Annotated in this window: 14 protein-coding genes; 7 read left to right on the forward strand and 7 right to left on the reverse strand. The window is 61.9% G+C overall.

Features of this window, described 5'->3' with window-relative positions:
• Positions 1-26: 26 nt before the first annotated feature.
• Positions 27-2,162 (forward strand): catalase HPII, encoded by a 2,136-nt coding sequence (gene katE, locus ACF8EA_RS12225; RefSeq protein WP_392522140.1) that lies wholly within the window; start codon positions 27-29, stop codon positions 2,160-2,162.
• Positions 2,163-2,222: 60 nt separating this feature from the next.
• On the opposite strand, the gene ACF8EA_RS12230 is transcribed toward katE, so the two are convergent.
• The 4 genes from ACF8EA_RS12230 to zur all read right to left on the reverse strand — a co-directional run bounded on the left by ACF8EA_RS12230 (position 2,223) and on the right by zur (position 5,087).
• Positions 2,223-2,930 carry a PA5502 family lipoprotein gene (locus ACF8EA_RS12230; RefSeq protein WP_103469512.1) on the reverse strand — a complete coding sequence of 236 codons (708 nt, stop codon included), beginning with the start codon at positions 2,928-2,930 and terminating at the stop codon, positions 2,223-2,225.
• Positions 2,931-3,056: 126 nt separating this feature from the next.
• Positions 3,057-3,839 (reverse strand): zinc ABC transporter permease subunit ZnuB, encoded by a 783-nt coding sequence (gene znuB / locus ACF8EA_RS12235; RefSeq protein WP_021784596.1) that lies wholly within the window; start codon positions 3,837-3,839, stop codon positions 3,057-3,059.
• Positions 3,832-4,605: a zinc ABC transporter ATP-binding protein ZnuC gene (gene znuC, locus ACF8EA_RS12240; protein ID WP_003253004.1), complete on the reverse strand. Its 774-nt coding sequence runs from the start codon at positions 4,603-4,605 to the stop codon at positions 3,832-3,834. Before znuC ends, znuB begins: the two co-directional genes overlap by 8 nt.
• Positions 4,602-5,087 carry a zinc uptake transcriptional repressor Zur gene (gene zur / locus ACF8EA_RS12245; RefSeq protein WP_021784598.1) on the reverse strand — a complete coding sequence of 162 codons (486 nt, stop codon included), beginning with the start codon at positions 5,085-5,087 and terminating at the stop codon, positions 4,602-4,604. The genes znuC and zur overlap by 4 nt, the downstream gene beginning before the upstream one ends.
• Positions 5,088-5,153: 66 nt before the next feature.
• Between zur and ACF8EA_RS12250 the strand changes: the two genes are divergently transcribed.
• Complete coding sequence (locus tag ACF8EA_RS12250) at positions 5,154-6,062, forward strand: zinc ABC transporter substrate-binding protein (RefSeq protein WP_031322607.1); 909 nt, start codon at positions 5,154-5,156, stop codon at positions 6,060-6,062.
• 110 nt (positions 6,063-6,172) lie between these two features.
• On the opposite strand, the gene ACF8EA_RS12255 is transcribed toward ACF8EA_RS12250, so the two are convergent.
• Both ACF8EA_RS12255 and ACF8EA_RS12260 read right to left on the reverse strand, forming a co-directional pair.
• The gene (locus tag ACF8EA_RS12255; protein ID WP_021784600.1) at positions 6,173-7,123 is read right to left on the reverse strand and encodes a homoserine kinase; all 951 of its coding nucleotides are present in this window, start codon (positions 7,121-7,123) and stop codon (positions 6,173-6,175) included.
• Positions 7,124-7,192: 69 nt separating this feature from the next.
• A complete protein-coding gene (locus ACF8EA_RS12260; RefSeq protein ID WP_176683014.1) occupies positions 7,193-7,480 on the reverse strand; it encodes a DUF2782 domain-containing protein in 288 nt (95 codons plus the stop codon).
• Positions 7,481-7,555: 75 nt separating this feature from the next.
• On the opposite strand from ACF8EA_RS12260, the gene polA reads away from it, so the two are divergent.
• The gene (polA, locus tag ACF8EA_RS12265; protein ID WP_021784601.1) at positions 7,556-10,303 is read left to right on the forward strand and encodes a DNA polymerase I; all 2,748 of its coding nucleotides are present in this window, start codon (positions 7,556-7,558) and stop codon (positions 10,301-10,303) included.
• 354 nt (positions 10,304-10,657) lie between these two features.
• On the opposite strand, the gene yihA is transcribed toward polA, so the two are convergent.
• Entirely contained in the window at positions 10,658-11,290 is a 633-nt protein-coding gene (yihA, locus tag ACF8EA_RS12270; protein ID WP_010951522.1) for a ribosome biogenesis GTP-binding protein YihA/YsxC, read from the reverse strand.
• Between the two features lie 201 nt (positions 11,291-11,491).
• Between yihA and ACF8EA_RS12275 the strand changes: the two genes are divergently transcribed.
• The 4 genes from ACF8EA_RS12275 (at position 11,492) to ACF8EA_RS12290 (ending at position 14,094) form a co-directional block, all read left to right on the forward strand.
• Positions 11,492-11,794 (forward strand): cytochrome c5 family protein, encoded by a 303-nt coding sequence (locus ACF8EA_RS12275; protein WP_003252992.1) that lies wholly within the window; start codon positions 11,492-11,494, stop codon positions 11,792-11,794.
• 31 nt (positions 11,795-11,825) lie between these two features.
• The gene (locus ACF8EA_RS12280) at positions 11,826-12,443 is read left to right on the forward strand and encodes a cytochrome c (RefSeq protein WP_003252989.1); all 618 of its coding nucleotides are present in this window, start codon (positions 11,826-11,828) and stop codon (positions 12,441-12,443) included.
• Positions 12,444-12,594: 151 nt separating this feature from the next.
• Entirely contained in the window at positions 12,595-13,227 is a 633-nt protein-coding gene (dsbA, locus tag ACF8EA_RS12285) for a thiol:disulfide interchange protein DsbA (protein WP_003252987.1), read from the forward strand.
• A 12-nt stretch (positions 13,228-13,239) separates the two neighbouring features.
• Positions 13,240-14,094, forward strand: a complete 855-nt coding sequence (locus ACF8EA_RS12290) for an endonuclease/exonuclease/phosphatase family protein (protein ID WP_103443600.1) — start codon at positions 13,240-13,242, stop codon at positions 14,092-14,094.
• The last annotated feature ends 17 nt before the right edge of the window (positions 14,095-14,111 follow it).

Genomic DNA, 14,111 nt, shown 5'->3' on the forward strand with positions numbered 1-14,111 from the left:
CTTAAGACTGATGAGGAGAGCCGATCATGCCCAGTAAGAAAACGGATGCGCCCAAGCACAGCGAGGCCGCCGGCACCCAGACCCCCGACCGGGCCAACACCAATGCCAAGCTGCAGAGCCTGGAGGCCGACCGCAGCGATGCGACCGGGCATGCGCTGCGCACCAACCAAGGCGTGCGCATTGCTGACAACCAGAACTCCCTCAAGGCGGGTGATCGCGGGCCGTCGCTGCTTGAAGACTTCATCATGCGCGAGAAAATCACCCACTTCGACCATGAGCGTATCCCCGAGCGCATCGTGCACGCCCGCGGTGCCGGGGCACACGGGTTCTTCCAGAGCTATGGCAACCACGCCGAGCTGACCAAGGCCGGCTTCCTGCAAGATCCGGAAAAGATCACCCCGGTTTTTGTCCGCTTCTCGACGGTTCAGGGCCCACGCGGTTCTGGCGACACGGTGCGAGATGTGCGGGGCTTTGCCGTCAAGTTCTATACAGATGAAGGCAATTTCGACTTGGTCGGCAACAACATGCCGGTGTTTTTCATCCAGGATGCCATCAAGTTTCCCGATTTTGTCCACGCGGTGAAGCCGGAGCCACATAACGAGATACCTACCGGCGGTTCAGCTCATGACACCTTCTGGGATTTCGTATCGCTGGTGCCGGAGTCGGCTCATATGGTCATGTGGGCCATGTCTGACCGCGCCATTCCGCGCAGCCTTCGAATGATGGAAGGCTTCGGCGTGCATACTTTCCGCCTGATCAATGCCAAGGGCGTGGCCAGCTTCGTCAAGTTTCATTGGAAACCAAGCCAGGGCGTGCATTCCCTGCTGTGGGATGAAGCCCAGAAACTGGCGGGCAAGGACACCGACTTCCAGCGCCGTGACCTATGGGAAGCCATCGAAACCGGTGACTACCCGGAATGGGAACTGGGCGTGCAGATTGTGCCTGAGGCCGACGAACACAAATTCGATTTCGACCTGTTGGACCCGACCAAGATCATCCCGGAGGAACTGGTACCCGTCACGCCGCTGGGCAAGATGGTGCTCAACCGCAACCCGGACAATTTCTTTGCCGAGGTCGAACAGGTGGCGTTCTGCCCGGGCCATATCGTGCCGGGTATCGACTTTACCAACGACCCGCTGCTGCAGGGCCGACTGTTCTCGTACACCGATACCCAGATCAGCCGCCTGGGTGGGCCGAACTTCCACCAGATCCCGATCAACCGACCGGTATCGCCGAACCACAACAACCAGCGTGATGCGCTGCACCAGCACGTTGTGCACAAGGGGCGGGCGTCCTACGAACCCAACTCGATTGACGGCGGCTGGCCGAAGGAAACCCCGCCTGCGGCGCAAGACGGCGGCTTTGAGAGCTATCAGGAGCGTATCGATGCGCACAAGATTCGCCAGCGCAGTGAGTCGTTCGGCGATCACTTCTCTCAGGCTCGGCTGTTCTTCCAGAGCATGAGCCCGACTGAGCAACAGCACATCATCAAGGCTTACAGTTTCGAATTGGGCAAAGTCGAGCGTGAACATATCCGCGCCCGGGAAGTGAATGACATTCTCGCCAACATCGACTTGAAGCTGGCGGCGGCGGTTGCGGCCAACCTGGGCCTCCCCGCGCCGAAAGCGGGTACGGTGCAGGTAAAGGGTAGCCAGCCGGCGCAATCGCCTGCGTTGAGCCAGATGAACCACCCAGGTACGGTGGGTATCAAGGGGCGCAAGATTGCCGTGCTGGTGGCAGATGGCGTGGACGCTGGCAGCGTCGACAAACTGGTCAAAGCCCTGGAAGCGCACAGTGCCCGGCCGATGCTGCTGGGTCCGACCTCGGCGCCGGTGAAGGCGGCGGATGGCAAGCAACTGCCGGTAGCGGCGTCGATGGAGGGGATGCCTTCAATCATGTTTGACGGGATTGTCGTGCCTGCAGGCAAGCCGTCTACGGATGCACTGGCGGCTAGCGGATTGGCCAAGCACTTCTTGCTGGAGGGTTACAAGCACCTGAAGGCGCTGGTGCTGACCAAGGAATTGGCGAAAGCGTTGGGGCTCAAGGAGGACAAGGGGCTGTTGCTCGGGGATGAGCAGAAGGCAGTGGATGCCTTTGTCAAAGCGGTTGAAGGCCACCGGGTGTGGGAGCGGGAGGCGGCTGCTGAAGCGGTTCCTGCCTGATAAGGCCTTTTCGCGGTTAAACCCGCTCCTTCTGTAGAAGCGGGTTTAACCGCGAAGCTTTTACTGCCGATGCGGGACCAGCACCACCTGTGCCGGCAGCGAGCGCTGGATCTGATGCTTCTGCTTCAGCTCAAACCCACTGTCAATCTTGCGCACCCGCTTTTCCAGCAAGGTTTTCAGCCAAGGTGCATCCCCGGTGCGCGGCACCTGAAACACCACTTCACACTGGTAACTCACCACATCGGCGGCAATGTCGTCCAGTTGGCGGCGCAGCGCGCGGCTGTCAGTGGTCTTCAAGGCCACCACGGTACTTGGCGCTGTCGGGTCGATGATGCGTGCCTTGGGCTTGGCTTCGGCGGCTTTCAGCGCAGCTTCCGCTTTTTCCAGCTCGGCCTTGCGGGCCTGGGTCACAGCATCCCCGCCGGTCACCGCTGGCGCCTGCGGCATCAGTGCACGGGCGCGGGCCAGCGCGGTAGCTGCCGCGTTCACATCGCCCTTTTGCAGGACGATCTGGCTACGTTGCAAGTAGGCTTCGGCCAGTTGGCGCTGGTATTGCTCCAGGCGTGCATCATCCGGCGACTGGGCCTGCAGTGCTGCAAGCTGGTCTTCGGCGGTAGCCAGCTCATTGCTGGCGATGTTCTGTTGCAACTGCTGCCAGGCATCTGCTTGGGCAGGTGCGGTGGCCTGGTCGACCGGCGCATTGGAACAGGCAGCCAGGATCAGGGAAAACGCGGCAACAAGCAGATAACGGGAGGCGAACGGCTTCATTCCTGCGACTCTCTATTTGCGCAAAAAGCGAGCAAGTCTACACCCAGGTGCGCACGCTCGAAAATAGGCCTTACAGACCCTTTACCGGCCAAAGGTTGCAAGGTGTGCCTGCACACACCCTGCCTCTCAGCGTTTTGGCAGGGCCAGGCTCAGCAAGAATAGCACCGCGGCGCAGACCACGATCGACGGCCCGGCGGGGGTGTCCTTGAACCAGGACATGGCCAGGCCGCCGCAGACCGCGGTGACGCCCAGCAGGCTGGCCCCCAGGGCCATTTGCTCTGGTGAGCGGGCGTGCCGCTGTGCCGCAGCCGCAGGGATGATCAGCAGCGAGGTGATCAGCAGCACGCCAACGATTTTCATGGCAACTGCAATCACCACTGCAATCAGCAGCATCAGCGCCATGCGCAGGCCGGCCACGGGCAGGCCTTCGACCATGGCCAGTTCTTCATGCACGGTAACTGCCAGTAGCGGCCGCCACAGCACAGCGAGCAGCAGCAGGACCAGTGCACTGCCGCCGAGGATCCAGGCCAGGTCGGTGGGGCTGATGGCCAGCAAATCGCCGAACAGGTAAGCCATCAGGTCGATGCGCACATCGTGCATGAAGCTCAGCACCACCAGGCCCAGCGACAAGGTGCTGGGGGCCAGGATACCCAGGAGGGTGTCGGAGGCCAGTGGCTGGCGTTGCTGCAATGTCACCAGCAGAATCGCCAGCAACAGGCAGCCCACGGTTACCGCCAGTGCCGGGCTGACATCCAGGGCGAAACCCAGGGCCACACCGAGCAGGGCGGCGTGAGACAGGGTGTCGCCAAAGTAGGCCATGCGCCGCCATACCACGAAAGAGCCCAGTGGGCCTGCAACCAGTGCCAGGGACAAGCCGGCAAGCAAGGCGTAGAGAAGAAAGTCAGCCATGCTTGCAGTGCTCTCCGTGAACATGGGTGCCAGGGGCGACCACCGAGCCATGCAGGTCGTGGCTGTGGTCGTGATGGTGGTGGTAGATGGCCAGGCTCGGTGCGGTTTTGCCGAACAGTTCGACGAACGCTGGGTCACCGCTGACTTGCTCGGGATGGCCCGAGCAGCATACGTGGCGGTTCAGGCACACCACCTGGTCGGTGGCGCTCATGACCAGGTGCAGGTCGTGGGACACCATCAGCACGCCGCAGCCGTGGCGGTCGCGCAGGCGGGTGATGAGGTTGTAAAGCTCGGTCTGGCCGACCACGTCCACACCTTGTACCGGTTCGTCGAGCACCAGCAACTGGGGTTCGCGCAGCAAGGCGCGGGCCAGCAGCACGCGTTGCATTTCGCCGCCGGAAATAGTCTGGATCGGGCTATCGATGACTTGCTCGGCGCCCACTTCCTGCAGCGCCGACAAGGCTGCCGCGCGGTCTACACCTGGCACCAGGCGCAGGAAGCGCAGCACCGAAAGCGGCAGTGTGGCATCAACCTGAATCTTCTGGGGCATGTAGCCAATGCGCAGCTTGGGCTTGCGCCATACCTTGCCGCGATGTGGCTTGAGCAGGCCAAGTACGGCGCGCACCAGGGTCGTCTTGCCCGCCCCGTTGGGGCCAATCAGGGTGACGATCTGGCCTGGGGCGACCGACAGGTCGATGCTGTCGAGCACCGCCTCGCCGCCAAAGGTGACGCCGACCTGCTCCAGGCGAATCAGGGCGTCGCTCATGCTGCGCTCCGGCAGCTACCGCACAGGCCGACCACTTCCACGGTCTGGGTCTCGACCGTGAAACCCACGCCTTTGGCGCTGTTGATGATGGCCTCGCTGATGCTGCTCTGTTCAAGCTCGATGGCCACATGGCAGGCCCGACAGATCAGAAACTGACCTTGGTGCACGTGCTCGGGGTGGCTGCAGCCGATGAAGGCGTTGAGCGACGCGATGCGATGCACCAGGCCGTTTTCCAGCAGGAAGTCCAGCGCGCGGTACACCGTGGGCGGCGCGGCGCGGCGGCCGTCCTGCTCACTGAGCACCGCGAGGATGTCGTAGGCACCCAGCGGCTTGTGGCTCTGCCACACCAGCTCCAGCACACGGCGGCGCAGGGCGGTCAGGCGCAGGCCCTGGCGGGTGCACAAGGCATCGGCTTCAGCCAGTGCGCTGTGTACGCAATGGGAGTGGTCGTGAGGACGGTTGGCCAGCGGTGTGATGGACATGGGCAGCGACGGTTCTGGACAGAGACGTTATTATGTTACCTGTTTCTGACGACTCGAGTATTCACCGTGTCCCGATTCCTGGTTCTGTTTGTCGCTTTCATCGCATTTTCCGCGCAGGCCGACGTGCGTGTGCTCACCAGTATCAAGCCCCTGCAGCAGATTGCCGCTGCCGTGCAGGATGGTGTTGGCAGCCCTGAAGTGCTGCTGCCACCCGGGGCTTCACCCCACCACTATGCGCTGCGCCCCTCCGACGTGCGGCGGGTAGGCGATGCCGACCTGCTGTACTGGATCGGCCCGGACATGGAGAACTTCCTTCCGCGTGTGCTGGGAAGCCGCAGCAAGGCCACAGTGGCTGTGCAGGCGCTGCCTGGCATGAAGTTGCGCCACTTTGGCGAGGACAGCCATTCCCATGAGGAAGAAGACCACAGCGACCACGACCATGACCACCGCCCAGGCAGTCTTGATGCACACTTGTGGCTATCGTCGGTCAATGCGCGAGTGATCGCAGCTAAAATGGCAGCTGATCTGGCCCAGGTCGATCCGGCCAATGCGGCTCGCTATCAGAGCAACCTGAAGGCCTTCGATGAACGCCTGGATGCGTTGGACGGGCGTATCAAGGCGCGCGTGGCCGGTATTGCCGGCAAGCCGTACTTCGTCTTCCATGAAGCCTTCGATTATTTTGAGGCTGAATATGGCTTGAAGCACGCGGGCGTGTTCAGCGTAGCGTCCGAGGTGCAGCCTGGGGCGCAACATGTGGCGGCCATGCGCCAGCGCCTGCAGGAAGTAGGGAAGACCTGCGTGTTCAGCGAGCCGCCAATACGGCCGCGATTGGCCGAGACCCTGACTGCCGGGTTGCCGGTGCGCCTGGCCGAGCTGGATGCCCTGGGCGGCACTGATCCGGTGGATGGCAAAGGGTATGAGCGCTTGCTGGAGAAGCTGGGCGGTGACCTGGCAGGCTGCCTGGAACAGTTGTAAGCCTGTCCCGGCCCTTCGCGGGTGAACCCGCTCACACAGGTACTGCACAGGCCTCAAGGCTGTCGCTATCCCTGTGGGAGCGGGTTCACCCGCGAAGAAGCAGACGCGGTCTAAAGAGCGAACGGCAGGTGCAAAGCCACCTGCTGGCGCTGCGCCAGACGCACTTCGAACTCACCCGGATCGTGGATCATCACATCCATCCCGGCGAACGACTCGGCCGCAATCAGGCGCGACAGCCAGAAACGCACGCAGCCTACCCGCAACATTTCCGGCCACAGCTCGGCTTCGGCTGCAGTGAACGGCCGTAGCGCCGCATAGGCTGCCAGCAGCGCCTGGGCGCGTGGTACATCTACCGCGCCCTGCTCATCCAGGCACCAGTCGTTCACGGTGATGGCGATGTCATACAGCATCGGCCCGGAGCAGGCATTGTAGAAGTCGATCACACCGGTCAGGTGGGTGCCTTCGAACATCACGTTGTCGCGGAACAGATCGGCATGCAGGTTAGCCCGCGGCAAGGCCAGAATCTGCGCCTTGTGTGCGCTGATTTCGTCCAGCGCCGGCTGCAGTAATGCGGCTTGCTCTGCAGTCAGGCGTGGCAGTAGCTCGGCACCCGAGGCCAGCATCCAGTCCAGCCCGCGGTCGGTGCGGCGCTCGATGATGTGCTCGCGGGTGGCCAGGTGAATGTGTGCCAGTAGTTCGCCGACCTGGGCGCAGTGCTGGTTGTTGGGTGCCTTGATGTGTTTACCCGACAGCCTGGGCTGCAACAATGCCGGCTTGCCGCACAGCTCGCGCAGGCCATTGCCGTCGCGGTCACGAATGGCATAGGGCACCGGCATGTCGGCAGCGTGCAGGGTGTCGAGCAGCTCGATGAAGAACGGCATGTCCTCGCTGGGCCCACGCTCGATCAGCGTCAGGACGAACTCCCCCTGTTCGAGGCTGACGAAGAAATTGCTGTTCTCGGTACCGGCGGCAATGCCCTGGAAGTCGAGCAGACGGCCCAGCTCGTACGGCGCCAGAAAGGTTTCCAGCTCAGGCCGGGTCACGGGGGTGAAGACTGACATGATGAAAAATTGCCCATACGGGCACTTCCGCCGGGAAGTGCCGGGTTGATGTGAACGGTGCGCGTCAGCTTACCACTCGAAGATCTTCCAGGACGGAATCAGCATGTCCGGCTGGTCGGATCGAATGAAATTGGCATCAGTGCCATCGGCGCGTACCAGAAAATAAGGCTTGCCGTTTTTCGGCGTGATCTTGATCGCATACAGGAAGCCGTTCTGCCGGTATTCCTGGATGGTTCTATCGCCTTCCGTGCGAATGGTCACCTCGGGATCGGCCGAGGGGGCGTCGTCCGCCGCCAGGGTGACGACAGGCGTGGTTGCCAACAGGCCGAGCAGTAACAGGCGATTGAGTGTGCGCATGATAACCTAGTCCCTTTGTCGTCAATGATTCTGGCTATTCTAGCGCCGGACCCGTCGAAAAGGTTGATTCTGCTCATGAGCCAAGCGCCCCTCGTCCTGGTGGACGGTTCCTCCTACCTTTATCGCGCCTTCCACGCGCTGCCGCCGCTGACCACGTCCAAGGGCATGCCGACCGGTGCGGTGAAGGGTGTGCTGAACATGCTCAAGAGCCTGCGCAAGCAATACCCCGACAGCCTGTTCGCTGTGGTGTTCGACGCCAAGGGCGGCACTTTCCGTGATGCCATGTTCGCCGAATACAAGGCCAACCGCCCCAGCATGCCGGACGACCTGCGTGTACAGATCGAGCCGCTGCACGCCAGCGTCAAGGCGCTGGGCTACCCGCTGCTGTGCGTGGAGGGTGTCGAGGCTGACGACGTGATCGGTACCCTGGCGCGCAGCAGCGCCGCCCTGGGTCGCCCGGTGATCATCTCGACCGGTGACAAGGACATGGCGCAACTGGTGGATGGGCACATTACCTTGGTCAACACCATGACCGGAAGCGTGCTGGACGTGGCTGGCGTGCACGAGAAATTCGGCGTCGGCCCGGAACACATCATCGACTTCCTGGCCCTGATGGGTGACAAGGTCGACAACATCCCCGGCGTGCCGGGCGTGGGTGAAAAAACGGCGGTGGGGCTGCTGACCGGCATCGGCGGCGGTCTCAGCGACCTTTACGCCAACCTGGACAAAGTGCCAGCGCTGGCCATTCGTGGCGCCAAGACCTTGCCGGCCAAGCTGGAGGAGCACCGCGACGCGGCATTCCTGTCCTACGAACTGGCCACCATCAAGGTTGACGTGCCGCTGGATGTGGAGGTCGAGGCGCTGGTGTGCGGTGAACCTGACCGCGAGGCGCTGCTGGCGTTGTACACCGAGATGGAGTTCAAGAGCTGGGTTGCCGAAGTGCAGCGCGATGCGGCCAAGGCTGGTGATGATGTCGCCCCGGCCGCGGAGCCGGCGGCCAAGGTCGAGCCTAGGTACGAAACCATTCTCGACCAGGCCCGTTTCGACGCCTGGCTGGAGAAGCTGCGCCAGGCACCGCTGTTCGCCTTCGACACCGAGACCACCGGCCTGGACGCCCAGCAGGCGCAATTGGTCGGTCTGTCGTTCGCTGTCGAGCCGCATGAAGCGGCCTATGTGCCGCTGGCCCACGATTACGAAGGCGCGCCCGTCCAGCTGGACCGCGAGGCCGTGCTGCTGGCGCTGAAACCACTGCTGGAGGACCCGGCCAAGGCCAAGGTCGGGCAGAATGCCAAGTACGACATCAACATCCTCGCCAATGGCTCCCCCGCCATCGAGATGCGCGGCGTGGCCTACGACACCATGCTCGAGTCGTATGTGCTGAACTCCACCGCCACCCGTCATGACATGGACAGCCTGGCGCAGAAGTACCTCGACCACACCACGATCGCCTTCGAGGACATCGCCGGCAAGGGTGCCAAACAGCTCACCTTCAACCAGATCAACCTGGACAAAGCTGGCCCCTACGCCGCCGAAGATGCCGACATCACCCTGCGCCTGCACCACGTATTGCAGGCCCGCCTGGCACAGACGCCGAGCGTGCAACCGGTGCTGATGGATATCGAGATGCCGCTGGTGCCGGTGCTGGCCAGGATCGAGCGCCAGGGTGCTCTGGTCGATGCCGAGCTGTTGAAAGTACAGAGCGGTGAGCTGGGCGTGAAGATGGCTGAGCTTGAGCTGCGTGCCTACGAGCTCGCCGGTGAGGCGTTCAACCTCGGCTCGCCCAAGCAGCTGGGCGCGATCCTTTACGACAAGCTGGGCATGCCGGTGCTGAGCAAGACTGCCAAGGGCCAGCCATCTACCGCCGAAGCAGTACTCGACGAGTTGGCCGAGCAAGGCTACCCGCTGCCAGAGGTGCTGATGCAGTATCGCAGCCTGAGCAAACTCAAGAGCACCTATACCGACAAGTTACCGGGGCAGATCAACCCGCGCACCGGGCGTATCCACACGTCCTACCAGCAGGCCGTGGCGGCCACCGGCCGGTTGTCGTCGAGCGACCCGAACCTGCAGAACATCCCGATCCGCACCGCAGAAGGCCGGCGTATCCGCCAGGCGTTCGTCGCCAGCCCGGGTTACAAGCTTCTGGCGGCGGACTATTCACAGATCGAGCTGCGCATCATGGCCCACCTGGCCAAGGACGAAGGCTTGCTGCATGCCTTCCGCAACGACCTGGACGTGCACCGCGCTACGGCAGCCGAAGTGTTCGGAGTGGCCCTGGAAGATGTCACCACCGACCAGCGCCGCAGCGCCAAGGCCATCAACTTCGGCCTGATCTACGGCATGAGCGCCTTTGGCCTGGCCAAGCAAATCGGCGTCGATCGCAAGCAGTCACAGGACTACATCGATCGCTATTTTACCCGCTACCCGGGCGTGCTGGCCTATATGGAGCGCACCCGCGCTCAGGCGGCCGAGCAAGGCTTTGTCGAAACCCTGTTTGGCCGCCGGCTGTACCTGCCAGACATCAATGCCAAGAACCCTGCCCTGCGCAAGGGCGCCGAGCGCACGGCGATCAACGCGCCGATGCAGGGGACTGCTGCCGACATCATCAAACGGGCAATGGTCAAAGTAGACAACTGGTTGAGCGAGAGCGGGCTGGATGCCCGGGTGATCCTGCAAGTGCACGACGAACTGGTGCTCGAGGTACGCGAGGACCTGGTGCAGCAGGTGAAAGATGAAATTCGCCACCACATGAGCCAGGCCGCGCAGCTGGATGTGCCGCTGCTGGTCGAGGCGGGAGTTGGTGCGAATTGGGACGAAGCTCACTGATTGAGCAGGTAAAACTGTGTAGGATCTGCGACGTAGTGACGCAGATCCAGGCACCGCTCAGTGCCGTGGATGCTTAAGTTTCATGAAACTATCGCAAATAGTTTTATGGGCTTCGGAACTAAACCGGTGAAGCGGAACTCAGAGTAACTGAATGGCTGGTGAAGCCCTTCGATGCTCCTATGTTGTGTTAAGTGTTGGCAGATATCTGGACCCCGCCCTAGCGGTCCGGACTTGGACCCCGAACTTCCCCCTCCCCATACGAAGTCCGGGGTTTTTTTTGCCCGGAATTTGCCGTTTGGCTTGTACTGAGCCCCGTAGGAGCGGGTAAACCCGCTCCTACGGTTCAAGTGCAAATTAAACGACCGGCTTGTCTTCCAGTTCCATCCAGTCGGCCAGCACCCGGTAGGCATCCTCCACACCCAGACGCTTGGGTGCCGAGAACAGCTGGATGGTCACGCCATCGCCCCAGCCCTTGCGGATTTCCGACTGCACTTTCAGCAGTGTGTTCTTGCCCGCGCCGTGGGTCAGCTTGTCGGCCTTGGTCAGCAGGATGTGCATCGGCATGCTGCTGGCCTTGGCCCAGTCGAGCATCATTTTGTCGAAGTCGGTCATCGGGTGACGCACGTCCATCATCAGGATCACGCCACGCAGGCACTCACGGCTGCCCAGGTAGGCTTCCAGGTGTTTCTGCCAGTGCTGCTTGAGCGGAATCGGGACTTTTGCATAACCATAGCCTGGCAGGTCGACCAAACGCCGTTCATCGTCCAGACTGAAGAAATTCAACAGCTGGGTGCGCCCGGGAGTTTTCGAGGTACGCGCCAGGCTGGCATGAGTCAGGGTATTGAGGGCGCTGGATTTGCCGGCGTTGGAACGGCCGGCAAAAGCCACCTCGTAACCCTGGTCGTCCGGGCATTGTTCGACCTTGGCTGCGCTGAGGGCGAATTTGGCTTTCTGGCAGAGGCCGAGGATGGGGTTCTTGACTTGCATGGGATATCCGATGTGGGTGTTGCCTGACTTTGTAGAGCCAAGCCTGGCAAGCGGTGTCGTTTCCGTTTGGATGGCGGAAGTATATAATGCCCCAGTTTTTGTGTGCTCATTCTCCCAGCGAAGGAGAACGGGCATGGGGTGTCGAACAATAGCTCGCGCAACAGAACGCAGCGCGGCCCCCAACCCTGAAGGTCGTTCCGCATGGCGAAATGGCTGCTTGCTGTCGGTATGTTCCTGCCGTTTTTCAGCGCACAGGCTACACAGGATCCCGAGGTGTTGTACAACCGCACGTGTGCGGCCTGTCACACCGGGCAGTTGCCACAGGCACCCAGACGGGGTGACCGGGCAGCATGGGAGCCAAGGCTGGCGCAAGGCATGGATGTACTGGTGAAGCACGTGACCCAGGGTTTCAAGGCTATGCCGCCGCGTGGATTGTGCATGGACTGCAGTGCCGAGGACTACCGTTTGGTCATCCTTTGGATGAGCGGCAGTCCCGATACATAACATTTCACCCTTAGCCGTGTTGGATTAGCTGATGAACAAACTAGTCGTGAGTCTGCTGTTGACCTTGGGTGTCGCTGGTGCGGCCACTGCTGCGCAACCTATCAAAGGCGATGCCGCCGCTGGCCAGGCCAAGACCGCCGTCTGTGGCGCCTGCCACAATCCCGACGGCAACAGCCTGGCACCGAACTTCCCTAAACTGGCCGGCCAAGGCCAGCGCTATCTCGAAAAACAACTGCACGATATCAAATCGGGCAAGCGTACCGTGCTGGAAATGACCGGCATGCTGGCCGCATTCAGCGACCAGGATCTGGCCGATATCGCTGCCTATTTCTCTAGCCAGAAAGGCAGCGTGGGTGCCGCCGATCCCAAGCTGGTCGAGCGCGGCCGTGCGCTGTTCAACGGCGGCGACCTGGAAAAGGGCATGCCAGCGTGCACTGGCTGCCACTCGCCTAACGGCGCGGGCATCGCCCTGGCTGGCTTCCCGCACCTGGGCGGGCAGCACTCGCAGTACGTGGCCAAGCAGCTCACTGACTTCCGCGAAGGCAACCGCACCAACGATGGCGATGCCATGACCATGCGCACTATCGCTGGCAAGCTGAGCAACCATGATATCGAAGCGTTGGCCAGCTACATCCAGGGCCTGCATTAACTTTCGGTTAATGTTGTAGGCCAATGATGAAAGGGCGGCCGGGCTGCCCTTTTTTCCGTCCGCAGCCGTTACACTACAGAACTCGAGCCCTTCCCGGCCTGTCTCAGTGCAGGTCGCGTCGTGGCGACTCATGACTGCTCAGGAGTAAAGCATGCGTAAACTGATTCTCAGCGCTGCGCTGGTCGCCGCCAGCGTATTCGGTATGACTGCCGTTCAGGCCGCCGAGCCTGTTGCTGGCAAGGAATACATCGAGCTGAGCAACCCTGTTCCGGTTTCCGTACCTGGCAAGATCGAAGTCGTCGAGCTGTTCTGGTACGGCTGCCCACACTGCTACCACTTCGAGCCGACCATCAACCCTTGGGCTGAAAAGCTGCCCAAGGACGTCAACTTCAAGCGCGTACCTGCCATGTTCGGTGGCCCGTGGGATGCGCACGGCCAGATGTTCCTGACCCTCGAAGCCATGGGCGTCGAGCACAAGGTGCACGCGGCGGTGTTCGATGCCATTCAGAACCAGCACAAGCGCCTGACCGACAAGAACGACATGGCCGACTTCCTCGCCACTCAAGGCGTTGACAAGGACAAGTTCCTCGCTACCTTCGACTCGTTCGCCATCAAAGGCCAGGTCAAACAGGCCAAGGAACTGGCGAAGAAGTATGAAATCACCGGCGTACCGAGCATGGTCGTCAACGGCAAGTACCGCTTCGACCTGGGTACTGCCGGCGGACCGGAAGGCGTGCTGAATGTCGCCGACCAGCTAATCGACAAGGAGCGCGCCGCCAAGTAGGCGGCGCCATCCATGCCCCGCTTCAGAGCTACGCGTGGCATTGGCCTGCACGAGCCGCAGGTCAACGAGCATCACCTGCAGGCCCCGGGCCTGCCCGAGGATGGCCGCCTGCGGTTGCTCAGTTTCAACATCCAGGTGGGCATAAGCACCGAGCGCTACCGCCATTACCTGACGCGTAGCTGGCAGCACCTGCTGCCGCATAACGGGCGTGCCGGCAACCTGCAGAAAATCGGCAGGCTGCTGGGCGACTTCGACCTGGTGGCCCTGCAGGAAGCCGATGGTGGCAGCCTGCGCTCGGGTTACGTCAACCAGGTCGAACACCTGGCCCACTTGGGGGCCTTCCCCTATTGGTACCAGCAGCTCAACCGCAACCTTGGGCGTTTTGCCCAGCACAGCAACGGTGTGCTCAGCCGTCTGAAGCCTCAACTGCTCGAAGACCATCCGTTGCCTGGCCCGGCCGGGCGTGGTGCGATCCTGGTCCGGTTTGGCGAAGGTGACGATGCGTTGATAGTGGTGATGATGCACCTGGCATTGGGGGCCAAGACCCGCGCCCTGCAGCTGGGGTATATCCGCGAGCTGATTGGCGGTTACCGTCACCAGGTGCTGATGGGCGACATGAACACCCACGCCACCGACCTGCTCGAGCACTCGCCGCTGCGCGACCTGGGCCTGGTCGCCCCGCAAGTCGAGGCCACTTTCCCCAGCTGGCGACCGCAGCGTTGCCTTGATCATATTCTGCTCAGTTCAAGCCTCACACTGGAACGTGTCGAGGTGCTGGCGCAGCCAATTTCGGACCACCTTCCCGTTGCAGTCGAGATTCGATTGCCTGATGCATTGACTGTGGATACGCTGCCGGTTTTGAGCTAATTGCCATCACCGTTTGC

The organism is Pseudomonas sp. YQ_5, from assembly GCF_043103305.1.
In the GTDB taxonomy this organism is placed as follows: Bacteria; Pseudomonadota; Gammaproteobacteria; order Pseudomonadales; family Pseudomonadaceae; genus Aquipseudomonas; species Aquipseudomonas putida_Y.